Source organism: Sorangiineae bacterium MSr11367, assembly GCA_037157805.1.
Lineage (GTDB): Bacteria > Myxococcota_A > Polyangia > Polyangiales > Polyangiaceae > Pendulispora > Pendulispora rubella.
The window spans coordinates 4,273,719-4,296,931 of record CP089983.1; the positions used below are offsets into that span (position 1 = coordinate 4,273,719).

22 protein-coding genes and 1 pseudogene are annotated in these 23,213 nt (G+C 60.5%); 12 read left to right on the plus strand and 11 right to left on the minus strand.

Annotated elements, in window-relative coordinates:
* Positions 1-147: 147 nt before the first annotated feature.
* Complete coding sequence (locus LVJ94_17210; GenBank protein ID WXB08961.1) at positions 148-324, plus strand: hypothetical protein; 177 nt, start codon at positions 148-150, stop codon at positions 322-324.
* 211 nt (positions 325-535) lie between these two features.
* On the opposite strand, the gene LVJ94_17215 is transcribed toward LVJ94_17210, so the two are convergent.
* The 3 genes from LVJ94_17215 to LVJ94_17225 form a co-directional block, all read right to left on the minus strand.
* A complete protein-coding gene (locus tag LVJ94_17215) occupies positions 536-1,132 on the minus strand; it encodes a hypothetical protein (GenBank protein ID WXB08962.1) in 597 nt (198 codons plus the stop codon).
* 519 nt (positions 1,133-1,651) lie between these two features.
* Positions 1,652-2,395, minus strand: coding sequence for a hypothetical protein (locus tag LVJ94_17220; GenBank protein ID WXB08963.1), 744 nt, complete (start codon positions 2,393-2,395; stop codon positions 1,652-1,654).
* A 356-nt stretch (positions 2,396-2,751) separates the two neighbouring features.
* Complete coding sequence (locus LVJ94_17225) at positions 2,752-3,000, minus strand: hypothetical protein (protein ID WXB08964.1); 249 nt, start codon at positions 2,998-3,000, stop codon at positions 2,752-2,754.
* Between the two features lie 550 nt (positions 3,001-3,550).
* On the opposite strand from LVJ94_17225, the gene LVJ94_17230 reads away from it, so the two are divergent.
* Positions 3,551-3,898, plus strand: coding sequence for a hypothetical protein (locus LVJ94_17230; GenBank protein WXB08965.1), 348 nt, complete (start codon positions 3,551-3,553; stop codon positions 3,896-3,898).
* Between the two features lie 226 nt (positions 3,899-4,124).
* Here LVJ94_17230 and LVJ94_17235 read toward each other — a convergent pair whose 3' ends face one another.
* From LVJ94_17235 to LVJ94_17245, 3 genes are all read right to left on the minus strand, one after another.
* Positions 4,125-4,928 (minus strand): ATP-binding protein, encoded by an 804-nt coding sequence (locus LVJ94_17235; GenBank protein ID WXB08966.1) that lies wholly within the window; start codon positions 4,926-4,928, stop codon positions 4,125-4,127.
* 287 nt (positions 4,929-5,215) lie between these two features.
* Positions 5,216-6,190 carry an IS21 family transposase gene (istA, locus tag LVJ94_17240; protein WXB08967.1) on the minus strand — a complete coding sequence of 325 codons (975 nt, stop codon included), beginning with the start codon at positions 6,188-6,190 and terminating at the stop codon, positions 5,216-5,218.
* A 6-nt stretch (positions 6,191-6,196) separates the two neighbouring features.
* Positions 6,197-6,910 (minus strand): response regulator transcription factor, encoded by a 714-nt coding sequence (locus tag LVJ94_17245; protein ID WXB08968.1) that lies wholly within the window; start codon positions 6,908-6,910, stop codon positions 6,197-6,199.
* Between the two features lie 292 nt (positions 6,911-7,202).
* Between LVJ94_17245 and LVJ94_17250 the strand changes: the two genes are divergently transcribed.
* Positions 7,203-7,622: a hypothetical protein gene (locus LVJ94_17250; protein WXB08969.1), complete on the plus strand. Its 420-nt coding sequence runs from the start codon at positions 7,203-7,205 to the stop codon at positions 7,620-7,622.
* 360 nt (positions 7,623-7,982) lie between these two features.
* Complete coding sequence (locus tag LVJ94_17255; protein ID WXB08970.1) at positions 7,983-8,354, plus strand: DUF1428 domain-containing protein; 372 nt, start codon at positions 7,983-7,985, stop codon at positions 8,352-8,354.
* A gap of 332 nt (positions 8,355-8,686) precedes the next feature.
* On the opposite strand, the gene LVJ94_17260 is transcribed toward LVJ94_17255, so the two are convergent.
* Complete coding sequence (locus tag LVJ94_17260; protein ID WXB08971.1) at positions 8,687-9,244, minus strand: hypothetical protein; 558 nt, start codon at positions 9,242-9,244, stop codon at positions 8,687-8,689.
* A gap of 1,869 nt (positions 9,245-11,113) precedes the next feature.
* On the opposite strand from LVJ94_17260, the gene LVJ94_17265 reads away from it, so the two are divergent.
* Complete coding sequence (locus LVJ94_17265) at positions 11,114-11,755, plus strand: IS66 family transposase (protein ID WXB08972.1); 642 nt, start codon at positions 11,114-11,116, stop codon at positions 11,753-11,755.
* The gene (locus tag LVJ94_17270; protein WXB08973.1) at positions 11,752-11,946 is read left to right on the plus strand and encodes a transposase domain-containing protein; all 195 of its coding nucleotides are present in this window, start codon (positions 11,752-11,754) and stop codon (positions 11,944-11,946) included. Before LVJ94_17265 ends, LVJ94_17270 begins: the two co-directional genes overlap by 4 nt.
* A 204-nt stretch (positions 11,947-12,150) precedes the next feature.
* Here the strand turns inward: LVJ94_17270 and LVJ94_17275 are convergent, their stop codons facing one another.
* Positions 12,151-12,561 (minus strand): hypothetical protein, encoded by a 411-nt coding sequence (locus LVJ94_17275; GenBank protein ID WXB08974.1) that lies wholly within the window; start codon positions 12,559-12,561, stop codon positions 12,151-12,153.
* Here LVJ94_17275 and LVJ94_17280 point away from each other — a divergent pair.
* Positions 12,542-13,501, plus strand: coding sequence for an IS630 family transposase (locus LVJ94_17280; protein WXB08975.1), 960 nt, complete (start codon positions 12,542-12,544; stop codon positions 13,499-13,501). The genes LVJ94_17275 and LVJ94_17280 overlap by 20 nt on opposite strands.
* 95 nt (positions 13,502-13,596) lie before the next feature.
* The gene (locus tag LVJ94_17285; protein WXB08976.1) at positions 13,597-14,496 is read left to right on the plus strand and encodes a LysR family transcriptional regulator; all 900 of its coding nucleotides are present in this window, start codon (positions 13,597-13,599) and stop codon (positions 14,494-14,496) included.
* A gap of 1,070 nt (positions 14,497-15,566) precedes the next feature.
* Here the strand turns inward: LVJ94_17285 and LVJ94_17290 are convergent.
* A complete protein-coding gene (locus LVJ94_17290; protein WXB08977.1) occupies positions 15,567-16,154 on the minus strand; it encodes a hypothetical protein in 588 nt (195 codons plus the stop codon).
* Positions 16,155-16,511: 357 nt separating this feature from the next.
* Here LVJ94_17290 and LVJ94_17295 point away from each other — a divergent pair.
* Together LVJ94_17295 and LVJ94_17300 are read left to right on the plus strand one after the other, a co-directional pair.
* Positions 16,512-17,019: pseudogene (locus LVJ94_17295) on the plus strand (cupin domain-containing protein).
* A gap of 192 nt (positions 17,020-17,211) precedes the next feature.
* On the plus strand, positions 17,212-17,445 hold the full coding sequence (locus tag LVJ94_17300; protein ID WXB10729.1) for a helix-turn-helix transcriptional regulator: 234 nt from the start codon (positions 17,212-17,214) through the stop codon (positions 17,443-17,445).
* Between the two features lie 295 nt (positions 17,446-17,740).
* On the opposite strand, the gene LVJ94_17305 is transcribed toward LVJ94_17300, so the two are convergent.
* On the minus strand, positions 17,741-18,994 hold the full coding sequence (locus LVJ94_17305) for an MFS transporter (protein WXB08978.1): 1,254 nt from the start codon (positions 18,992-18,994) through the stop codon (positions 17,741-17,743).
* 74 nt (positions 18,995-19,068) lie between these two features.
* Between LVJ94_17305 and LVJ94_17310 the strand changes: the two genes are divergently transcribed.
* Together LVJ94_17310 and LVJ94_17315 are read left to right on the plus strand one after the other, a co-directional pair.
* Positions 19,069-19,950, plus strand: a complete 882-nt coding sequence (locus tag LVJ94_17310; GenBank protein WXB08979.1) for a LysR family transcriptional regulator — start codon at positions 19,069-19,071, stop codon at positions 19,948-19,950.
* A gap of 1,153 nt (positions 19,951-21,103) precedes the next feature.
* On the plus strand, positions 21,104-21,454 hold the full coding sequence (locus tag LVJ94_17315) for a hypothetical protein (protein ID WXB08980.1): 351 nt from the start codon (positions 21,104-21,106) through the stop codon (positions 21,452-21,454).
* Between the two features lie 696 nt (positions 21,455-22,150).
* On the opposite strand, the gene LVJ94_17320 is transcribed toward LVJ94_17315, so the two are convergent.
* On the minus strand, positions 22,151-23,128 hold the full coding sequence (locus LVJ94_17320; GenBank protein ID WXB08981.1) for an IS66 family transposase: 978 nt from the start codon (positions 23,126-23,128) through the stop codon (positions 22,151-22,153).
* Between the last annotated feature and the right edge of the window lie 85 nt (positions 23,129-23,213).

Here is a 23,213-nt window from a genome sequence, read left to right on the forward strand (position 1 = left end):
TCGCAATGGCGAACGACGGGAGGTCCAAGCATTTCCGATTGCTCTCGCGGGCTGCCGGCATAGTCGTGGCCGTTCTTGTCTTCCCCCGCCGCCGAACACCCCCGCCAACGCGATTCGGCCGCCGAAGCCACCCACCTCCTCTTGGCGATGAGGACCGAGCTCCCGTCTTCGCCGTACCGCGTACGCGCCGCCATCTTACTCGACCGCCTCACCAGCCTTCTGGTCTTCGGCGCGCCACCACCACCCGACCCCCGCGCCATCGAACTCCAGAACCTCGGGACCGAGGCCACCCGGCTCCGCGACACGCTCCGCTCTACCCCCTGACGTGGTTTGGACGAAGGCGCTGCCGCGCATCGAGGCATCATTGGTGGTTTACGACGGACGAGGGGGGCGCGGCTTAGAGCGTTCGGTATCGCGGCGTTGGACGGCGACGCGGCCTTTTCGACGTCGGCATGGTCAATTGCCCATTCGACGGAAGCGCCAGCGAAGGAGAGCGCCGTCCGCTGATACTCGCTGTGCTAGAAAGAATAATGAGCTAGAAAGCTACCTCTGGATGCAGTGGAGGCTGATACAATACTCGCGTCGGTATCTGTACGGGTATCGCGTTAGCTAACTTATGCAAATAGCTGACATTCATGTTGGGATCCATGCATACGGACGATCCGGCCGCGTAATAAGATTGCGGTGAGATTGCGACAAGAGCTGCATCGTCTTTGAAGTAGACAGGATTGCCATTGCCGGGCGCACCAGCAACGAAGACTGCCAGGCGCGAAGGAATTGGTCCTACGTAAACCTCACCTGAGCAATCTCGTGTCGTGTAGTAACGCGACATTACCTTGCCCCACCCTGGAGTGCCTCCCCGCAACTGATCGAAGTACCAGACGATCCCGTTCGCATCGGCGACATAGAACTTTGGCAAGGTGACGATATCGCCAAAGTCTGCCGCGACAACCGGTACGATATTTCCTAAACGATCCCTCCAAACGATGTGACTGTTGCCTACTCCGGCCGTCGCGCTTGTTGTTGTTGGTTCCTGAGGGGTCACGATCCCTCCCTGATCTCCTGGTTCTGACCGTTCATCCACGCAGCTTGCTGAAATGGTGATTGCACAAATGGCGAATAGGGTGCGCATTGGCTCAGCCTCCCGCGCCTGGTCTCGTGTGGTCAAGGTCGACGTCGGAACTCCAGGGCCGGCGCGCGAGACTTCCCGCGCGCCTCGCCCTGCTCGTGGAGCACGCGCGCACGCACGCGACCCGCGGAATGCATCACTGCGACCTCTGTCGGCCGACCGAGGACGACGGAGCACCCGTCGGGCCACGCGGCGATCCGCGCCGACGGAACTCGCTTCGCGGGCGTCGGCGCTGATCCACCACTACATCGCCGTCCACCCGTACCAGCCGACCGTGGTCTTCATCGCGGCGGTCATGCGCACGATCCATCTCGGACTGGCCGACGCTCGCAAGCGCGGCGGGTGACTTGTGACTTGGGTACGGCTTGGCGCTTGAGCGGCTGGAGGAGCGGGAGCTCCTCGAACGCGTTGTCATTGTTCGGGTGGGACGCAACCGCCGCGCGACGGAGCAGCAATCACTTCAAGTGGAACTGCTGAAAGGGCGTCACTGCGGTCGCGAATCTGATCTTCTTCCCCATTGACCTAACGACCGATAATGCGTCCGACCACTGCCGATATCAGCGCTGTCATGACGGCGCTTGCGATGGCAATTCTCCATTTCTCCGAAGGTGCCTGGGCGCGCACCGAAGTGGAAACACGCGATGCCGCAATGTTTAGCATAGTTTCAGAAAGTGGGGAGACTGTGGCTAGGACGATCAAAATGCCCGATAGCGTCGCGACGGCGGAGATTGCGGCAATGGTGGCATGGCTCGATGGTATATGGGGTGAGAACTTGGTCGCCAGATAAATAAACACTGGAATCCCTCCCATGCAAAAAGTGCTGCTATTCGGCATCCGACGACGGCACCGACCGAACACTGTACGAACCTGCGAGACGAGTACGAACCTCTCAGGGTGGCCCTCGTCCACGACCTCGACGTAGGCGCTACGCTCCGTGATTGCAATGAACGCAGTGGGCTTGCCGCCCCGAATCGTTAAGGGAACAATGTGATCATCGTCGATGCGAACCATTGCATCCGCGGTATCAAACACGAATTCCGCCGTTTCAATGGTAACATCTTTGCATACGCTGCGCATGATGGCCAGGAGCTGCTCCACATCATCTCGATAGAGGAGTACAGGACCCGTGCGGGCACACATTATTTTTCTGAACTGTCTAAGGGCTAATACAGTCAGTGCCGCGTCGGCTTGCTGCGCGGGCGAGTTTATTTGATCGGCGGCGTGGGGGCGATTGTCAAGGGGCCCGGATTCGACTGATTCGTCCATGAATAGACCTCCATGCTCTGAGCTGCGAACGTGGAATGCTCGTCGACATGCCCGCGGTAGGCAAGGCGAACCTCCGTTGCCCCTTCTAAAAGCCCGAGGCCTCGTGGACGACCTGCGACCTCCGGTATTCGTCGGCGTAGTTTCGCAGGTCGACGAGTGGATGGCGCTGCGTGGGGCTGACTGTTTGTTTCCAGGTGCGATGTGACGGATACGGAGCGAGGACTCACTGCAGGGTCCGCGGAACGATGCCTAACGGATCTTTGCCTCTGAAGTTTTTCGTCATCGCGCCTACTTCTTTCGGACCTTGCCGGTCCGCGCTCGGTAGCGGGTCCGCCAGCGCCGCACATACTCAAAAGCTAGGAATTGTTCGGGGGTGAGGCCACTGGCGGGGAGTCGGAGTCCAAAAGAAGCAAAGCGACGTAGAAGGCCCATTCTGCCGGCTTCATGACGAGGTAGATCGCGTCGGCCAGCCAGCGCGTTCGGATGTGCCGGCTCACCGGAAGTCCGAACCGGTCATACACGGCGCGCGCGAATCGGCCAAAGCGCGGCCACCGCGTGTGGAGCAGGTTCTCGAAGGCATTGGCGATGGCGAGCTGGCGATTCACCAGGATGACCCGGGGACGATTGGCGCATCGTCGCCCAACCGTGGACCGCCGCCGATTCTCAGCAGGTCAGCGTATTTTGTGCACAACTTTTTTGCGGATGCGGTCGAGCGATAGCGCTGAAAGGAGCAGACCGCTCTCAGTTGGTACATGGCTGGGGATGGGCGACTCACCCGAAACGGCGAGGCCCATCGCTTCGAGTGCCCACAGGTTTCAGACATTGACGACGGCGCCTGGCGCACCGTTCGCGGGTTGATTAGGCTCTTCGCATTCTATGGCAAAGTGGTGGGAGCAGATCGTGTCCGCTGGAGCAACGGGCCGCATTGAGGCCGCTACAGCTCGGTATGAGACGAAGGCCGCGGAAGTCTCGAACCTCCGCGGCACCGTGGAAGCGAAGCGTGTGCGCGCGAGGGACGAGCTAGAGTCCCTGACTCGAGTCAAACTTGCGGGCCTCAAGGCGCTCGGGAAGATGCGCCACATCTCGAGGAACATCGGCATTCGCGAGCGGTCGTTCTCGGAGACGCCGGCGGAGGAGCCCTTGCCCGAGGCTCCGGTGACCAATATCGAGCGCGTGTTGGGTAACGGCGAGAAAGCCATGGCCATCACCAAAGGGACCGTCGCAGGCGCTTCGACGGCACTTGGTGCGTGGTCGTTGGTGGCAACGCTCGGAAGCGCATCGACCGGGACCGCGATCTCGTCCCTCTCAGGCGCTGCGGCGATGAACGCGACGCTCGCGTGGTTTGGAGGGGGATCGCTTGCGGCTGGGGGGCTCGGTATGACCGCGGGTATGGCGGTCGTCGGCGGCATCGTTGCCGTGCCTGCCGCAGCCGTCGTCGCGACGACGATGCATGTGAAGCGAGCCAGAAGATTGCCGACATCGAGAAGCAAATATCCGAACTGACCCGTGAATGCGGTCGACTTGGAGATCTCGAGTTGATGGCTGAGATTGCGCGCCGCCGCGCCGAAGAGCTTATCGCCTGTTAGCGATCCAAGGATCTCGCGTGAATTCGTGCGTAGAAAACCGGGTGATGGGACTTGGGTGAAGGAATTCGGGTGCAGAAAATCCGGCGACGGAATCCGTGCGCAGGAAAAAGCGTGAAGGAAGGTAAGGAAGAGGTCCGATCACGTCAGGGGTGGGCGTGCTCCGGCGAGGTGTCGCGTTTTCGAGGGCGTCGCGCACGTGCGGTGGCAGTGCGGTCTTTGGCTTCCTTCAGCCGGTAGCTGTCTCCCTCGATGGAGAGGACCTCCGCGCGATGAAGAAGGCGGTCGACGAGGGTGACGACGCATGCGGCATGCAGAAAGACGGTGGACCACTCGCCGAAAGGCTTGTTGGTACTGAGGACGATGGAGACCGGACCATCGTAGCGCCGGGACACGACCTCGAAGAAAAGGTCGGTGTAACGATTGTCGTACGAGAGATATCCCACTTCGTCCACGCACAAGATTTTCGGCTTGGTGTAGCGGCGCAAACGACGATTGAGCGCGTGCGACGTGTCGCGGGAGGCGAGGTCGGCGAGGTCGGCGAGCATGTCGCTGGCCGTGGTGAAGCAAACGGTGTGACCGCGCAGCACGGCCTGGTGGGCGAGGTTCCGAAGGATCATCGTCTTGCCGACGCCATTGGGACCCAACAAGATGGCGTTGACGCCTTCGTCGGCGAAGCCGAAACCAAAGAGCTCTTCGACGGCCTCGCGCTCGATGGTTTTCGGCCACGTCCAATCGAAGTCGGCCATGTTTTTGAAGGCGCCGATTCGCGCAGTACGAATACGGCGTTCCAGGCTGCGCTTCATGCGTTCCTGCTCTTCGATGGCAAGCAAACGTTCCAGCCAAGGTTCGTTGGCAATCTCGGCCCAGCGAGTGAGAAGCCCGTGAAGGCCGAGTCGGCGCAGACGCTCCTGGGGATCATTCGGGTTGGTGCGGTCCTGTTTTTTCATCGGATGGGTCCTTGGGCAAGTTGGTCGTAGGTGGTGAGCGAATGCGGTTTGACGTTGAGGTGGGCATGGCGAAAATGGTGCGGGAGCGGCACCGCGATGGGCGGCGGCTCGCCTCGGTCTTGGCGGCGCTCGTCCAAAAAGGGCGCGGAGGGTGCCGAGATACGGCGCCTCCCGCTCGATGGCTTGCGCGATGGCCCAATCGAGATCTGCCGCATTGTTCCGTTCGAGCAGACGAGCCAAATGGTAGACGGTGTTGCCGAGATTACCCCCGCGCTCGGCCACCATCGTCAACAGGGCGCGCGAGTGAGGAACGGCGTGATGCAGATGATCGACGACGCGCCCCTTCTTGGCCTTCTGCTTCTCGGCCACGAGGGCGTCGACGTGATCGGCGCGCTCGACCTGCGCGCCCCGATCGTAAGAGCGAGCGTGGGTTGCCAGGACGTGGTTGCCGTCGAGGATGCGGACGGTATCCGCGGTCGCCGGACGTGCGTGTGCGGCACGGAATAGTCGTTAAGGTCGAAGCGGACGTACGGAGTTTTCCCGACTTCGACGGAGATGAGCTCGTCGGCGGGGAAAGGATTTTCGGCGACCGGAATGAGCGAGGCCTTCTCTTCGGCGAAGGCCTCGCGCACGGTGCGGGTGCGATCGCCCGGGCAGCGTCTGTCCGCGGCGATGCCCAGCATCCAATCGCGTGCTTGGAGGTTGAGGTCCTCGATGTCCTTGTACTTTCGGGCCGCGAAGAAGTTTTCGCGGACGTAGCGAATGGCTCGCTCGACGCGACCTTTTTCGTTGCCTCGGGCGGGGGCCACGGGTTGTGGCAAAAACCGATAGTGCGCCGCCATCTCGAGGAGCCTCGGGTGGAAGCGAATCGTGTCGCCCGCGCGCTCCAATACGGCACTTTTCAAATTATCGTAAAGTAACTTTCTCGGATTACCACCGTAAAAATTGAAAGCTTCCACGTGCCCGCGGACGAAGCTCGCCATGTGGGCGCTGAAGAAGAATCGGAGAAAGATTTGCCGCGACCACGACAGCACCATCACGAAGCAGAAAAGCGGCCGTGTTGCGGCACCTACCTGCACTTTGCCGAAATGAGCCCAATCGACCTGGCCTTCTTCACCGGGGAGCGTGCGCAGACGAAGATACGCCTCGGCCGGCGCGCGAGGCCGGAAGCGCATCATCATCTTGCGAAAGTGGTCCTGTGCGCCGCCATATCCGCGTTGACACGGTGCCGCCCCGAATTGGTATCGATATGTATCCGTCATACCATTTTAGCTACCATCGCCCGCTTTCGCGTCGTCCGATCGGTGGCTTGCCGCCAGCATGTAGCCCACACCGCGCACGGAGACGATGAGCGTCGGCCGATCCGGATCGTCTCCCAACTTGCGGCGCAGACGCGAAATACGCAAATCGATGGATCGATTCAAACCATCGTAGCGAATGCCTCGCACGGCGCCCAAAAGGTCTTCGCGCGGGACGACCTCCCCCGCCCTTTTTGCGAGAATCTCGAGCAGTTCGTATTCCGAGCACGACACCGGTATCACCGCACCGCGATAAATCACCGATCGGCGCGCCGGGTCGATGCACAAGTCGCCAACCGCGATCCATTCGCGCTCGCTGCTCGGAGGCTTCCGTCCGCCCGTCCGTCGCAGATGAGCACGCAAGCGGGCGACCAGCGCGCGCGGGCGAATCGGTTTGGACACATAATCGTCGGCACCGACTTCCAGGCCCAACACTTCGTCGATCTCAGTGACTCGTGCAGTCATCATGACGATGATGCCACGGTAGCCGTATCGGAGCTCCCGACAAACGGAAAGGCCATCGCAGCCGGACAGCCCGAGTTCGAGGAGCACCACATCGGGGTTTTCCTCCCGAATGCGGTCGACTGCGAGATCACCTCGTGTCACGAGCTCCACATGGAATCCGTGCTCGCCGAGGTACGAGCGAATGAGGGCAGCCGGGCTCTCATCGTCGTCGACGAGCATGACAGACGTTCGGCGTGATCCAGAGATTCCAGCCGATTCAAGATCGAATATCATCATTTCACGAGAAAAGCGCATGTCTGGGGAGCGTCGGACGAGGGCGCGACGGATGGACACGCCTCAGAAGATTTTCTCAAATAGGGACAAATTGCGGATATTGCGAGACTTCAGATTTCGATACAAATCCGGATACATACGGAGACACGTTGATACGAGCGTTTTTGAGCTCCGCCGGCTATATCGATGACGAGGCAGATTCAAAAGCGAATCCGAACACATAGGAAATAGCATCTACATGAAATTCAAATTTTCGATCATCGCGCTTTCCGTTCTTTCTTTCTCGAGCGCCCTTGGCACCATCGCCTACGCACAAGAAGACGAAGCTGGAGCTATCGCACCAGATGGCGACGACGACTCAGCCGTCGAAGAGTTCGGCGACAACGGCTCGGCCCGCGTAACCGTGGCCGACAAAGGATACAACTTTCACCTGTCGGAGTGCTCTCGCGATGGTCGCGCTGTGACACTCGAAGGCCAGCGGGGCCAAACCACGCTCACTGTGAACGGACCGAGCGACCTCGTCACCATCGCGGGCGGGGGCCTCAACCTCAAGGGCTTCATTCAGACAATCGCGGGCGGCAACAAAGACTTCACGCTAAAGGTCAGAGAATCAGCAGGGGCGCGCCGCAACTTCACGGTACACGCCAAGTGCTTGTAATGCCGTGACCTAACTCGTTCGTGGCTTGGCGCCCCAGAGGACAATAGCGGCCAGGGCGGGCGCCAGGCCCGCGAGCACGATGTCGGGCGGTTCACGCACGGGACGTTGAAAGTGACGGCTTCCATCAAGGTGAGGAGCCTTAGTGCCCACGGCCTTTGCTGAGGCGGCTTCTGGGGGCCGAGACACTTGTAGCACGGGACCAGCGGCTCACTTCTCGCGCTTTGTGCCAGCACGCGCCGATCACCAGGTGAGCCCAATTTCCAGCACAAAAGCAAAAACCAAGGCGCGGCGCCCTGGCCCTCGGAGCGCCGCATGCCTTCCACCGAACTGAGATCATAATGTCGTAACATCGATGGGGTTGTGATTGCTGTGCCCACCGGCAATAAAGTCAAGTTCATTGAACAGCCTCGGAAGTGCGATTCGGTATTCCTCGAATACGGCGCCACCCGACTCCTCGAGTGGGGCGACGACGTGCCGGACGGCAAGGTCGCCGATTTACGCCGCGCTGTGCGGGTCAAGGAGGACGAGACCGTCGTGTTCTCGTGGATCAAATGGCCCGATAAGACTACCCGCGACACCGGCATGGCCAGGGTGATGCAGGACCCGCGCCTATCTCCGGAGAACAAACCGATACCATTCGACGGCAAACCGTTAATCTTCGGGCGTTTCGCCCCGATCGTCGAATTGAAAGCGCGTCGAGCATCCATTCAACCGGGAGTTCACCATGAGTGACGACAACAAACTCACCCTTCAAATGCGCAAGTCCTTCCACGTTTTGTCTGCGGCCCGAACTGCGAGCAGGACTGGATGTTTCCCTATTCGGTGAGGACAGCGCAACTTGGGTGGTCGAGACGCTCGGGCAGGCCGGCGTCCCCGCGATTCGTACCCTCGTCGGGCGCGACGCGGGAAATCACCGCGTACTGGGCGCCGCGAGCCAAGAAGACTTGGTCAGTGCGACTCGTCCACGTCTGCGCAGGAGGCAGCCCCGCATTGCGCCACGGCACCTTTAGGGCTCTGTTCGAGCTCGTAAAAAATGTTTGTGTCGAACTGGGCGCGTTTGCGGGTTACCCGGCGGGTGGAACGGAAAAGTCGTGAACAGCAAATTCGACCGAGAATGGCATCGACTGCCCTTGGAATTGCAGAGTGCCGTGAGCAGTTCCTTCGACTAGACCGGAAGCGGGGTCGATGCCGGTGACCGTGATTTCACAATCCATATTTCTAGTCGCCGAAATATGGCGCACGCCGTTCCATCCGTACCAAACGGCGACCGCCACGACATGCTTCGCATCGCAGTGAAAGGTCCCAATGGTTCGCGTGGTGGAAATCGTCGCATATTGATTTGCTTGCTCGTCTTCCATTCGACTTGAAGCTTCAATGTGCCAACGGCCAAACTGATCCTCATTCGCAAACTCGCGCGCTGCAACGAACGAACGTGGTGCATATTCGCTCGGATTGTCGCCGAGGACGTCGAAACGGAAGTATGTGGCCACAACGTCTTGCAGAGATGAATCGATCGATGTGACTTCGCCCCGTGCTTGCTGCTCAGCAGGATCATTCGCACAGCCAAAAATGCCCACGAAAGCCATCGAACCCATCAACAAGACGCTTTTGAATATATGCATGAGAGTACGCTCCAAAAAAAACAAAAAAAACGCGTGCCGAATACAAGCTAGCTTTAAATAAAATTCCTACTTGGACATCTATCTACGAAACTAAGATCAGTGACCTTCCCGACGGTTCCATTCGAGGTCACCTCCAATGGACGAGGAGAAGCGTTTGTTTATGTTAATGCATGTCACTACTCGACAGTAGGGTTCTTTCGCTATCAGTAGCATCATTGAGAGAAAATTTGGCTCGCGGTGATCAACTCCGCAACAGACCAGCAAACGCCCGCGCGACCGGTTCGTTTCACCAGGATGCCACCGAATACCAATCGGATGGCTGTTTATAAAAGCAAACGCCATGTAGCACTATGGCGAACGCACGATTCGTTGCCCATCGCGGAACGTAATTTTGTTCGTGTTTACGACAGCCTCCGTGTCGCGCCTCTGCGCGCCGTGGACCTTCGATGACAAACTATAGCTCAACGTGTCCACTCTACAAGGACACGGGATGCCAAAGAATATAGGACAGTTTATGCCATGTGCCTCGAACAGCTGGAACGCCGGGCCTGCGGCTCCTCGTCCGAGACTCGCGAGCGGCAGCGAAGCCAGTACTTAGGCGCAAGGCGCAAGCAACCGTACCGCTTGCGCGGCCCGTGCGGCAGGATGCGCATGATCTCCGTCAGGCACGTCTCGGAATCGAGGCCGTGCAACGGGTAGGAAGGCACGAGTGAGAACACGTTGCCGCGGGCGTGAGCGTGAGCATCGGACCTGAAAAACACCCCCGAGCACCTCCCCGTCGCAATGGTTGGAGGGCCCGCTCCGCCCGCATTGCGCTCAAGACGCAGTCGTCCGTCGTTGAGAAATCGTCGGAGCGCACCTTCCTGACGAACGGTCGTAGCCGAAAGCGCTCGTTAGCAATCCGCGCGTCTCCTGCAGACCAGCGAAGTATTTCTTCACCCATATAGAATGGCGCCTGCAGTGGCTTTCCAAATCCTGGCACGAGATGCCCCTACGAACTGGCGGCCCCGTGCTTGTGCAATGAAGAGCCTGCGCTACACATGGTCGGGACAAGGGCAAGTAAGATTTCGCCACCTTGGGTCCTGCTTCGGAAGGCGCGTGACATTCGTTCAAAGATCTTTGTAGGTTAATGCGTTTCATTGAGTGCGCCTCAATCAAACGAATTTTGTTCTTTATATGGACGACAGGCGCAATAACGAATGCATCTCACCGAGGACATAGCGGACGAGACATATTGTCGAGTAGTGCTCGATTCGACATCATGAAACTGCTTTTACATTCATCTTCGAAGAGTTTCAGAAGGAACTTGGAATCGCGAAAGACTTGCACGGCGCTGAAGCGCTCGACCCGGAAACGAGTGCGCTTTTTAATACGACGTTGCGGCATGCGTCGAGAACGGCCGCGGCAAATGCGCAAGTTGGACACGCAGGATTGCCGCATGTCTTCGTTCCCGTGGGGATGTTCACTGCGCCGGCCCTCAGTCAGCGACTTGGAATCTTCGCGACGAAAAAAACAGAGCTTCGAGAGGGGCGGTCGCAACGATGCGGAAGCCAAACGTCCATACCGTTGACACGATCTCGACGCATCGAACGGCGCATCCACATCGTGGAAGTGGGCCGATGTCCATGCAAACTCCACTACGTGCGAAGGCCCAGCACCGACACGTGTCCAGGAAGGATGCACCTACGGGCCGGCTTTTCTGGCCAAGCTCGCCGTCGACAAGTGCGCGGCAGCGATTCCGATTTACCGAATCGAAAAATCGATGCGCCGGAGTGGCATTCCAATTTCGCGAAGCACGATGAATGATTTGGTATTGCTTGCAGCGGACGTCTGCAAGCCTCTTTGGGAAGCCGCACTCGGTGAAGTGCGATGCGATCCGCACGTGCAGGCGACGAGACGAGTTTTCGTACGCAGACCCGTGTCGAACGATCCTTCGTGTGGACCTTCCTTTCAAAGCTCCACACGGTTTACGTTTTCAGTTCCTCGCGCAGCGGTGACACGCCGAAAAAGGTACTTGGGGGAAGCAGGGGCACGCTCACCATCGATGGCTACACGGGCTACAATATCGTGACGGACGGGGATGGGCGTGAACGCTCTGGGGGCATGAGTCACGCGCGGCGATATCTCTTCGACGCTCTTCCGAGCGCGCCAGAAGCGCGCGAGAGATTGGATATCATACTCGAGGTGTTCCTCGTCGAGCGCGAAGTCCAAAAATTGAATATCGTGGGAACGAAGGAGCATTTGAGGTTGCGTTATTCGAAAGCGGCGTCGGCGATGGAACGCCTGCGCGAATGGCGCGAAAAGATGGCGCCGTTGTTCGAGCCGAAGAGCCCAATGGGCGAGGCATCTTCGATACATGAAAAATCAATGGGGCAGATTGACGGCATTCCTCAACGATGCCCAGATTCCCATTCACAACAACGCGTCCGAATCGGTATTGCGAATCGTCGCTCTAATTCGAAAAAAAATCACTTTTCTTCGGCGACGAGCAAGCCGGTCGCCGCTACATGACGCTCTTTTCGTTGATCGCAACGTGCGAACGGCACGACATCAATCCGGAGGTCTACCTCGCGGACATTCTGATTCGCCTTCAAGAGCACCCGAAGGACCGAGTCGCCGAGCTGCTCCCACATCGGTGGAAGGAGCGCTTCGGAAGTGGCTTCACCGTCCGTACCACGCTCATGCCCAGCGACGCGACCTGACCGGTCGCCGCGGTAGAGTCACGAAACGGGCCCCGCCTGCGCACCCCGCGCGAGGAGCGCGTGAGCCGAGAACACGATCGCGCGCAGATACGGGATCCGGCATGCGCTTGCAATCCTAGACGGGCTCGGTATGCCGAACGGATACGTCCAGAGTAATCGCCGCAGGGGGCTCATGACGAAGAAACAGGATCTCCCCTGTGTTCTTCAACGAGAAAATTCGGCACGTAAACCATCTAAAATCACCGAGCGGGAAGCTCGATCAGAATCGAGAATAGATGAAAATACGCAGGGTCCTGAACCCGTTTGGGAATTGCCACACCCCCAAAAAGGAAGGACCCGCGAGTGGACAAGATACCTCGAATGAGCCGGAACATGCGGAGACAATTGATTCGAACCGGTCGTGGGAGCGCGGATCCCGCGACGGCGCTGCGATTTCACATCGTTGCGCGGCTCGGACGAGGTGACCGAAGCCCGGCGGTTGCCGAAGCGCTGGATGTCGTTCGGTCGACGGTCGTGCGGACCGCGAACCGCTTCGCCGACGAAGGAGTGGAAGGCCTGTTCGACAAGCGACGGAACAACGATCGGCGAAAGGTAGATGGCGCGTTTCGCGCTCACGTCGCCGAGCTGCTTCGCCACACGCCGGAAGATTTTGGCTGGAGCCGGCCCCACTTGGACGCGCGAGCTGTTGTGTCTGCAGATGCGCGGGGATGGTTGGGCGACGGTGGCTGTCTGCACGATGGGTCGCGCTCTCGCGCGACTCGGCGCACGGCTTGGGTTGCCGAAGCCCGTCGTGCTCTGCCCATGGCCACGTGATGCGCGAGCGGCTGTTTTGCAGCAGATTCGCGCGCTCGAGGGACGTGCCAGCGCCCAGGAACCGGTCCTCTATTCCGACGAGGTCGACATTCACCTCAATCCGAAGATCGGACGCGACTGGATGCTGCCCGGTCACCAACGTCGTATCGTGACGCCCGGCAAGAACGAGAAGTTCTACATCGCCGGTGCGCTCGATGTCCGAACAGGCAAGCTGCACACCACCGGCGCTGCACGGAAGAATACTGACCTCTTCTGCGTGCTCCTGTGGCTCCTTGCCAGGAGCTACGGACGCCATGTCCGCCGGATTCACCTCATCGTCGACAACTACGGCATCCATTCCGCTCGCAAGACGAAGCGCGCACTCGAAGCGCTCGGCGGCCGTATCGTCCTGCACTTCCTGCCGCCGTATTGCCCCGACGCCAACCGAATCGAACGCGTATGGCAGGACCTCCATGCCAACGTCACCCGAAATCATCGTTGCAAGACCATGAGGAGCTCCTCCACAATGCCCGACAATACGTCAACAACTATGCCTGGCGACATGCCACTGGTATTCAGGCTGCTCTCCGGATCGCAGCGTGATCTTGTTCGAGGATTCTGCTCCCTGATTTTAGCGGGCAGCCGGCGCGTGACGCCAAATGTCGGGTCACGCGCGCATCTGGCAGCGTCGTCCGTGAAGAACTGCGCGATGTGCACTCTGTACCCGGGTTTGCTGATCATGAAGTGCAGATGTGCAGGGTGATAAGGATGGCGACCTTGGCAACGATGAATTCGAGGACGCATTCGAATTCACGCTCGGTCAGCTTCAGTTCTTGGATCATAGTATGCGAATGGCGCGTGAGCGCGACCATCGCCATACGAAGGCGCGCATTGGGTGTATCCGCCATTGACTCGATCATCGCAGGCAAAACGGAAGTGGGAGCACTTATGAGCGACATATCGTTGAACTGGGACTTGCACGACAAACCTATCGCCTCCAATGAATCTATCTCATATAATCCATTTATATCCGCGATAATTATCACCATGGATCTACGACAGCTCACCTACTTCATCGCCGTGGCGGAAGAACGCAGCTTCTCCCGCGGCGCGCGCCGCGAACACGTGGTTCAATCAGCGGTATCCGCAGCCGTGAGCCGACTCGAGCAAGAACTCGAGGTAAAGCTTTTCGACCGTAGCACCAGAGATGTCGCCCTCACCCCTGCTGGGGCCGCTCTTCTTCCGGAGGCAAAGGCAACTCTTGGTGCCGCCCGCCGTGCACGTGAATCCGTGGCGACGGCATCCGGCGAACTCGGGGGAAGCGTCATCGTCGGTTCGCTGCAATCCTCGGGACCTCTCGATCTTCCCGCGGTTCTCGCGGGCGTCCATGCGGCGCATCCGAAGATCGTCATTTGCCTACGTCAGGTCTCCACCGGAACGGAAGGACATCTCGCCGCCGTGGCGTCTGGAGATATCGATTTGGCGTTGGTTTCAACATCGCCCCAGGCAAACGGGTCTACCGCAGCCATCACTCTGCATGCTCTCACCACGGAGCCGCTGCTCTTCGTCTGTCACCGGAACCACGCACTCGCCTCTCGCAAGAGGGTCGAGCTTCGCGAGCTCGCGGAACAGATTTTCGTGAACTTCGCACCCGGCTGGGGGTACGAGCATCGACGGATCGCGCCTTTGAGATGGCCGGGGTCCATCGACGTGTGCCGTTCGAAGTTTCCGATTACGCGACCGCCATCGGACTCGTGAGCCACGGCATGGCCTCTGCGCTCATTCCGGCTAGCGCGGCCAAGCATCGAGACATTCGGACAATCCCTTTGACCAAACCGATCACGTGGACCCTGTCGCTCGCGACGCCGGTCCACCCGAGTCTTTCCGCCCAAGCGCAGGCCGTGGTGGACGCTCTGGTTGAACATGCGAGCGCCCCCCGGAAAGGATATCGAAGAAGCGAACACGTCAGTGAGCACGGTTCGTATGGACGAGCGACGTTGTGTCTAGCCGCGCACTGTCACGCCAAAGACGCGTCCGAAGGGCCACGTCCGTTCGACGAAGCCCCCACCCATCACTTCGTAGAGACCAGGTGCCACGACCCAAGCTCTCCTTTCGACGTCCCAATAGAAAAGAAGCTCTCTCGTCGAGTTCGATGCTCACCGCGCGCATCTCGCCTGCTCCAAGTTCGACCCTTTCGAATCCATGCAGCCCACTTGGGCGGTTGACGTACCGAGGAGGAAGCCCCAGGCATGCCGAGATAGACTTGGGGAACTTCGACCGCGGTAGCCCTTGTCACGAGTCTCACGGCCGAGCAGCTTTCCGCCTTTACTTGCCACGATCTTGCTCCAACTCTCAGCACGTGCAATTGGCGCAGGAAGTTCCGTGTCGGGGCCGGGCGGAATGATCGGATTCCATTTACGCAACCCGTCGCGAAGGCACACGTCCGTGACGCCCGCGCCCGCACCGACGTAGGTGGTCGCCGGAATTCCCAGGCGCAGTACGCCGGCCACCCAACCATCCGTGCCTCCTGGCCAGAGAATCCGTCGCCGTGGATCAACGAGCGTTTCTCGGCCGCGTCATCTGCGCGAGAACCCGCCGCGTTTGCGCGCAGAGGGCGAAGCGCCTTCCTCATCGATGGCCAGCGCGGTGGTAGCGTTCGTGTCCGCGCGTTCGCGGGTATCAGAGCCGCCAATCAAACAGCCAACAGACTTGCACCAAGTGAAATGGGCAAGAACGAATGGCTCTGCATACAGGTCCTCCGCGTAACATGCCGTAGACGAATGACTTTTGGTGCGCCAAGAAACGGCTTTCCCCAAGGCATCGAGTACCTACCGAAGCCCGGAAGTGCTCTTCGCTTTTGCCATACCGAGCAGGTCCTCCGTGAGATTCCATACATTCGCGGCGAGGACCGCGTCGTATGCAATCGGGGACCGCTGGTAGCGCCTCGGATTCAAGAAGGCCGCGCCGCTCGCGGGGCGTACATTGTCCTCGAGCAGGAACCGAACGGCGTTCGCCGCCGAGCGCTCCGGAGTCGTCGCAATGACCGTATAGAGAGCACGGACCCACCACGCCTCGCGGCGAATCGCTTCGGTCATCGTCGGGCCGACGCAGGCGATGGCAATGTGGATGGGTCGCTCGTGCCGCCTTCGGGCCGCTTCCTGGACGTGGAGGAATCCGAGCACCTGCGAAGACATGAGCGAACCGAAGAGCCTCCACCCACGCCGCTCGAACTGCAGATCATCGAGATTCGGGACTAGCGCAGCGGGTGGCTTGGCACTGATATGAAGGATACGTCCATCCCCAGAGGACGCGACCGCGTCGGCGAGTTTTAGATTGAGTCCGAGTCGGGCAAGGTACTGAAGGCCGAAGGCATGCTCGTAACCGTCCACCGTGGTGCGGCGACGCCGTTCGCGCACGTTCACGTTCATCGCCGAGTGTACCAGGTCGTGGAGTCTGCTGCGCCACCCGAAGGATTTTTCGGGCTGCGTTGTCGATGCCTGCGATTGACGAGAGGTCGGCGCGCGCCCACTGCGCGTCACCCGCGCCGGCCTCTCGAAGCAGCTTCGCCGTGGCCTCACCTCGCGCAGAGTTGCGCCCCAATACCAGCAAATCGGCCTGGCCGCGCGCCATCTCCAGCGCAGGTGCGCGGCCAATGCCGCTCGTCCCGCCAACGAAGACAAATGCCTTTCCTTGAACCTCTCGCAACGTCGCCACCTCGTGGAGTCCTGCACTCGATGCCAGGCTCGCAGACGTTCTGCTACTATTGGTCCGCAATGGTTGATGCATCGTCCGAGGACCCGCTTAGCTCGCTCCTCTCAACGCTGAGACTCCGCGCGAGCATTTTCGGCGCGACCGAGCTCACCTCGCCGTGGGGCGTGAGCACCGAAGGCCTCGGCGTCTACGGTTGTTACGTCCTCCTCGAAGGAAGCGCGATCCTCGTCGAAAATGGAGCATGTGGTTGTATCGCGCTCTCGGCGGGAAGCATCGCGCTCGTTCGCGCGGGTGTCCCGCATGAGCTCAAAGACTCGTTGGACACGCGCTCCGTGTCCTTCGAGCGGTTTTCGCGCGCAGGCTGCCGATCCGGCGCCCATCTCCCCTGATGACGGCAGGGGAGCCCGCACCAAGGTAATCTGCGGGGGTCTCGAGCTCGACGCCTCGGTTCGTGCGCTTTTCGATAGTGCGCTGCCCACTATGGTGGGCCTGAAAAACGAAGACCTCTCGCAAGCGAGCCGATACCTGCTCTCAGCTCTCGTATCCGAGGCCGTCAACCAGGAACCCGGTGCGTCGCTCATTCTGACTCGACTCGCCGAGGTTCTCTTTTTGCAGGCCGTGCGTGCCTGCGCCGGCGGCGACGTTCGATCCGTCGGATGGCTTCGGGGGATCAGCCACCCGACCATCGCGAGGACGATGGCGAACGTCCATCGAGATCCGGCGCGCCAGTGGACACTCGAGTTGCTGGCCGACGAGGCGGCGATGTCTCGTTCGACGTTCGCGAGCACCTTCCGCAAGGTCGTGGGCGAGACGCCGTTGGCTTATGTGGCGGCGTGGCGCATGCGAAGCGCGGCGCGACTTCTCCAATCGACGGAGGAAAGCATAAAGGCCATTGCCAGTACAGTTGGTTATGCGTCCGACGAAGCCTTCCCTCGCGCTTTTCGGTCGTGGGCAGGCATGGCCCCCGGTGCTTTTCGTGAGCGTTCACGGCGTTGAGGCCGAGGCGACGGCGTAGCACTTTCGCACGCCTTCAACACCCAGCGTACGAGGTCCATCCGCGGAGCGTGCAGGCCGCGCAACCTTGGTATCGCCCATGCCAAGGCGGCCCGTGCGGGCACGGCCACGGTCGTGATGCCGCGTTCTATCCCGCTGCCTCGACATGGACCGTGACTGTGACCGGTGCGAACGGCAGTAATCGGCGCGTCTTCAGGCCGATGCCTTGGGACGACTTCACCTTGCGCTTCCCCCGGTATGGATGCCGTTCAGCACGACGACCGTAACGATTCACTGGTCATTCGCCTCCGACGATCCGTTGCGCCTCGTCGTTGGAGCGGGTCTCATGTCCGTTCCCGCGCAGAAGCGGGAAGGACATCAATAGGAACCCCGCACCAGCGGCGCACACGCCGTTCCATCCGGCCAACGACCAGGCCAGTCCGCCAACTCCGGTTCCGAGCGCGCCGCCCGCAAAGTACGCGACCATGTAGACCGCATTCAGCCTGTTTCGCTGTTCGGGTCGGAGCCCGTAAATAACCATTTGATTCGCGAGATGGCTCGCTTGAATGCCGGCGTCGAGTAACACCACGCCGATGACGATGCTTGCCAGCGATCGCGCGGCCGCGCAGAATAGGGCGAAGGCCGTAACGGCTACGGCGAGGGCGAATCGATTGATTCGTGTGGGGCCCAAGCGCGACGCGAACCGCCCCACCACTGGTGCCACCATCACGCCGACGATCCCCACCGCGCCGAGTAGTCCGGCGGTCGCACTTCCGTAACCGAGCCCGGGGCTCGCGAGGTGAAACGCGATGGTAGACCAGAACGTACTGAATGCTGCAAAACCTAGAGCGCCGATTGCTGTGCGCGTGCGTAAGGCGGGCTCCGTTCGCACGAGGTCCGCCATCGAACGGAGCAAGGCGGCGTACGGAAGTGGCCGCCCTTCCGGCTCCTGACGTGGGAGCGCGAAACGCAGCACTGCAGTGAGCGCCGCCATGACCAGGGCCGCACCCCAGAATGTCGCGCGCCATCCAAGCCATCCGCCAACGATGCCGCTTACGGTGCGCGACAGCAGGATGCCCGACAGGAGCCCGCTCATCGTCACCGCCACTGCAGCCGGCCGCTCCGGCGGACGCACCAACCCGACGGCGAACGGAATCATCATTTGCGGGATCGAGCTCGCAAAGCCGACGAGCAGGCTCGCGGCCGTGAGCCATTGAATGGTGGGTGCGGCCGCGATGAACATCAATGCGAGCGATGCGACCAGTGCAGTCCGAACGATGAGATGCCGACGCTCACGCCCGTCGCCCAATGGCACCAGGAACACCATACCGAAGGCGTAACCGAGTTGCGTTAGAGAGAGCGTCGTTGCGACGCGAGCCGGTGCTACGTGGAACTCGAGTGCCATCGATGCCGCGAGCGGCTGCGCATAGTAGAGATTCGCCGCGCCGACGCCGCATGCGATGGCGAGTAAGAGAACCGTGCGCCGCGACGATCGGTTGGAATGCTTTGCGTCCTGGCTGAGGGCCAGGTCTTCGCTGAGAGAACCTTGCATGTCCGCAAAGTGCTGCTTCCAAGTCCGATGGTCCAATCAATCGCACATGCTTGTGATAAGCAGTGCTTATTGGCATGGAAATTCGACATTTGCGCTCGTTTCTCGCAATTGCTGCCGAGCTGCACTTCGGGCGCGCCGCACGGCGCGTCGGCATCACGCAGCCGGCGCTAAGCCAGCAGCTTCGACAGATGGAACGCGAACTCGGCACGCGCTTGGTCGGGCGCACCCCGAGCGTGGCGCTGACCGACTCCGGGCGCGTTCTCGCAGAGCACGGGGAAGCGCTGATGGCGCGGTGGTGCGATGCTCTGGAAGCCACGCGGCGCGCGGGGCAGACCGTGCGCCCCCGTTTGCGCATCGGCTTTCTCGAATACGTCAATCCCCCCTTCCTGGCCGCCACACTGCGCGCTTTACGCGAAGCGGTTCCAGAGGTCATCGTGGAGACGCGCAATCTGTACTCGCGCGAAGTCGTCGCCGGGCTCGTCGAAGGGACGCTCGACATCGGCTTGACCACGTCGCCGGTCGAACACCCTACGCTTGCGCTGCGCCCTTTGCTGGAGGGGAAATGGTTGGTTGCCATGCCCGCACGCCACCCGCTTCGCCGTCACGATACAGTGCCCGTCGAAGCGTTACGCGATGCGCCGTTGGTATTTTCGGATCGGCAGGTCAATCCGCCCATCTACGATTGGCTCATCGCACAGTTCGTTCGCGCCGGCGTTGAACCGCGGATCGCCTATACGACGACGCAGCCGCAAATCGGACTCGATCTCGTCGTCGAGGGGGTTGGACTCTACGTGGTCGCGTCGTACGTGCTCCGCCAGGTGCCAGACGGCATCGTCACCCGCCCCTTGACCGGGTTCGACACGGCCATGCGCCTATCGGCCGTCTGGCGTGCAGACGACAAGCGGCCTACCGTGCGTGCCTTTCTCGACGCCTTACCGCGCCGGCCGCGCGCTTAGGGCCGCCCGGACCTACGGACGCTTATCCGATGTGCTTTTCGAGCGAGAACTCGCGTTGGCGAGCGCCCCGGGAGAAGCTGCGTTCTTCCGCCACGGCAACGAAGTAGCTGTGTTGCATAGGACTATCCGTTCAATTATCACGACGCGAGATGGACTCTATCAAATCGTTTCATTGGATGGGGCGCGTTTCGTGTGGAAATCTCAACCAACGATATGACTTGGACGTCTTCCAAGAGTGGTTCGAACGCGCCGTCACAGCAACGACAAGGGGGGAACGCAGTTTTCGACGGGATAGGTAGGAGGTCTTACTTCTTGGCCCTGCGTGCGGTTGAACGGGCGCGCGTGGACAACAATGCATCGATGAGGCGAGCCAGGTCGTCAATTCGCTCTGGTCGTCGGGGAGGCCGGTATGGCAAGTCGCTATCGATCGAGGACGTCGCCAGGGCGATGATCCCATGATTCTGCGTTGCCCGTGCTGGCCGTATTTTCGAAATAGCGCATTCCAGCCCATCGTCGAATGCCTCGTACGTTGGTCGGGCGCGCGACGGGGCTCCGGCGACCTCTGCGGCGCGCATCGGAATGTGACCGAAGGCAAGGACAGAGAAACTGTCGAGACGACACGCCAGCGCCATTCAATACAAATCGCCGGAGCCGAAATCTGTGCGACTATTTCTGCGCTCATGGTTCCTTCCGATATGCATTTGCAAGTCTTCTCCAAGAACCGGCAACGTGCAGCCGCTCTGCAGGGCGCCAAATGAGGCTCTCGGGATACCTTTTCACGATCATGATTCGGCCCCGATTTTCGGGCCCAGTTGGTGCTTGCGCCATCGTCGGACTCTTGTGGTGGGCCGCGACGGCGTTCCGCCTCGTTCAACAGGTCGAACGACGTGCACCGTACGAAATGTCGCTCTCGGAAGCCGTCAAGGCATCCAAAGACGGCGAGGTCTACGCTCGTCTCACCAATGCAACGTCCGATTGTAGCAAGTCATTCACCTGGCGTTTTGGACGCGCGGTGGCGCTCGTGGACGGGAATGGCCAAGTAGCCGCGATGGCGCACCTTGAGGAATGTCCCGCCAGTTCCTCCGCCGTGGAAGGTATCTTTTTAGACCCGCCGTTCGATCTCCACGGCAAGGCGGTCGTGCGTGGGTGGAACGTGACAGAAGGCCATCTCGCCTACTTCGAGCCCGACGTGCGCAAATCTCGAGCTTGGACGCGCATTGCCATCGCCCTCTTTGCCGTTCCCTCGATCGTGGCGTCCTTCTTGGCCGGCATTCGAGCCGAACGAAGGAAAGCGCAGCGGGAGGCCTGGCGAACGAGAGCCCTTGGACTTGGCATGATGGCTGGCACCTCGTGGTTGTACTACTACGGCCACGAGTGGGTCCGCTTCCGCGTCGTGCCGGTGAACGTGTTCGCCGTAACGGGCTTCGTCATCGCGCTGGCCTTCGCGTTGATTCCGACCAGTAGGTACGTGAGGAAAGTTGCCCAACGGGTGATGCCTCCGTGAGTCCCACAGAGCGGCGGCTTCAATGTCTATGTTGCCGAGGTCGAGCGCGTAATCGCAACGGCGCACGGCTCGTCGCCGAGGTGGCCGTCGTCGGGATTCCAGACGAGCACTGGGACGAAGCCATCATCGATCCGTGGGCACTACGCCAAGGGTCGTGAATCGGCTCGTTCCGCAAATTCCCATGTCCGATGACGTTAAACCGACGACCGTGCACCCGCGCGCAAATCGCGGAGTCGCTGACGTCGATGGCTCAACACTCTCGATTCGAAGCTCTTCTTCGCTCTGTCCTTGACGCCCAAGGAGGTGCCGTCATGGCAAGTGACAATATTGCATTGGTGCGCCGATTGGTGATGAGGTGTGAAGACAAGGCAACTATGGCCACGCAAACGAATTGATCTCCATGCAGCACGTGATGCGAGACCCGCTCGCCCTGAATGCGGCTCCTCCATAGCCACGACCTCCGACACTTCAAAGCGCAATCCTCGTCGAACTACTTTTGGCCGTTTGGGACTATCGCCGACCGCGCGCCGTGACTCAGGGGCAGAGGGTGGGGCTGATCAGCACATCATAGTATTGGTGCCGCTCCAGGTGACGTCGAGCGCTCCGTCGGTATCCGCTGCGTGAAGCACCGTTCTTCCAGCGCTCGGGCCTGTGTGCGAAGTTGAGCGGGTGGAAGCGAGGGAGATTCGCCGGCTGTTATTCCGCGGCAGGAGGCGGGACAGTGAGGAAGCCAACGGGACGAGCAAGTTGGTCGGCGTTGAGGCGGCCGCGCGTCGCGGTCCAATACTTGGGGGCGAGTTCGAGGTAGCGGTCGCGGGGCCAGTGGGCGAAGACGCGGATCATGTCCGTGAGGTACTGCTCGGGGTCGAGACCATGCAGTTTGCAGGAGGCGAGCAGGGAAAAGATGTTCGCCATCGCTTGCGCATGGTCGTCGCTGCCGCAGAAGAGCCAATTGGCCCTTCCGAGCGCGATGGTCCGGAGGGCGCGCTCACTGGCGTTGTTCTCCATGCGCAGCCGACCATCCTCGAGAAATCGGCAGAGAGCTTCCCGATGACGAAGGGCGTAGCCCAACGCCGTGCGCAACAAGCCGCGCTGATCTTTAACGAGCGCGTATTGCTCCTCGCCCCACGAGAAAAAGTCGTCCAGCAGAGGTTTGCTCTTTTGGAGCCGGAGAAGCTTTCGCTTCTCCGGTGGCAGTCTGCGCCACGCCTCTTCATTCTCGAAAAGCATGCGGAGTCGAAAAAGTGCTTCACGCGCGACCGGGTCCTTCGCGGCCGCCGCCTCATGGAATTTGCGGCGGGCGTGGGCAGCGCACCCAACCTCCTTCGGTGGCTCGTCGTCGTCACTCGATCGGAATTCGCCGCGAAAAAGTGCATCGTACACGCAATGGGCATCGGCCTGGATGTACCCGGAAAAGCCGTAGAACATCGAGCCAACGGCATCGCTGTTGTGCTTGCGCTGGTACTCGAAGAAGACGTGATCGCGGTCGGCGAGGATGACGAAGAAGTGGCCCTTGTCGCAAGGCCTTCTAGGTCCGCCATTGCGTCGACCCGGTTGGATGGCAATCCCCGTCGCGTCGGTGGCCAGACAAAACGCCGTGCTCATCGCCTCGCGCAGCGCAGCCTCCACAATAGGCCCGAGCGTCATGCCGACGTCTTCGTTCCAGCGTGACATGGTGCCTCGGTCGAGTGGAAAGCCCCCTCGGCCCAAAAGCCTCTTCTTGGCGGCAGAATGGCACCGCCTTGAGCGCCCTTTCGCA

Excerpts from the sequence above, each read along its gene's own strand:
- LVJ94_17210 (WXB08961.1), top strand. The coding sequence starts at position 148 with ATGAGGACCGAGCTCCCGTCTTCGCCGTACCGCGTACGCGCCGCCATC.
- LVJ94_17215 (WXB08962.1), bottom strand. The coding sequence starts at position 1,132 with ATGCGCACCCTATTCGCCATTTGTGCAATCACCATTTCAGCAAGCTGC.
- LVJ94_17220 (WXB08963.1), bottom strand. The coding sequence starts at position 2,395 with ATGGACGAATCAGTCGAATCCGGGCCCCTTGACAATCGCCCCCACGCC.
- LVJ94_17235 (WXB08966.1), bottom strand. The coding sequence starts at position 4,928 with ATGAAAAAACAGGACCGCACCAACCCGAATGATCCCCAGGAGCGTCTG.
- istA (WXB08967.1), bottom strand. The coding sequence starts at position 6,190 with ATGACGGATACATATCGATACCAATTCGGGGCGGCACCGTGTCAACGC.
- LVJ94_17245 (WXB08968.1), bottom strand. The coding sequence starts at position 6,910 with ATGCTCGTCGACGACGATGAGAGCCCGGCTGCCCTCATTCGCTCGTAC.
- LVJ94_17250 (WXB08969.1), top strand. The coding sequence starts at position 7,203 with ATGAAATTCAAATTTTCGATCATCGCGCTTTCCGTTCTTTCTTTCTCG.
- LVJ94_17260 (WXB08971.1), bottom strand. The coding sequence starts at position 9,244 with ATGCATATATTCAAAAGCGTCTTGTTGATGGGTTCGATGGCTTTCGTG.
- LVJ94_17265 (WXB08972.1), top strand. The coding sequence starts at position 11,114 with ATGCGATCCGCACGTGCAGGCGACGAGACGAGTTTTCGTACGCAGACC.
- LVJ94_17270 (WXB08973.1), top strand. The coding sequence starts at position 11,752 with ATGACGCTCTTTTCGTTGATCGCAACGTGCGAACGGCACGACATCAAT.
- LVJ94_17280 (WXB08975.1), top strand. The coding sequence starts at position 12,542 with ATGGCGCGTTTCGCGCTCACGTCGCCGAGCTGCTTCGCCACACGCCGG.
- LVJ94_17300 (WXB10729.1), top strand. The coding sequence starts at position 17,212 with ATGTCTCGTTCGACGTTCGCGAGCACCTTCCGCAAGGTCGTGGGCGAG.
- LVJ94_17305 (WXB08978.1), bottom strand. The coding sequence starts at position 18,994 with ATGCAAGGTTCTCTCAGCGAAGACCTGGCCCTCAGCCAGGACGCAAAG.
- LVJ94_17310 (WXB08979.1), top strand. The coding sequence starts at position 19,069 with ATGGAAATTCGACATTTGCGCTCGTTTCTCGCAATTGCTGCCGAGCTG.
- LVJ94_17320 (WXB08981.1), bottom strand. The coding sequence starts at position 23,128 with ATGTCACGCTGGAACGAAGACGTCGGCATGACGCTCGGGCCTATTGTG.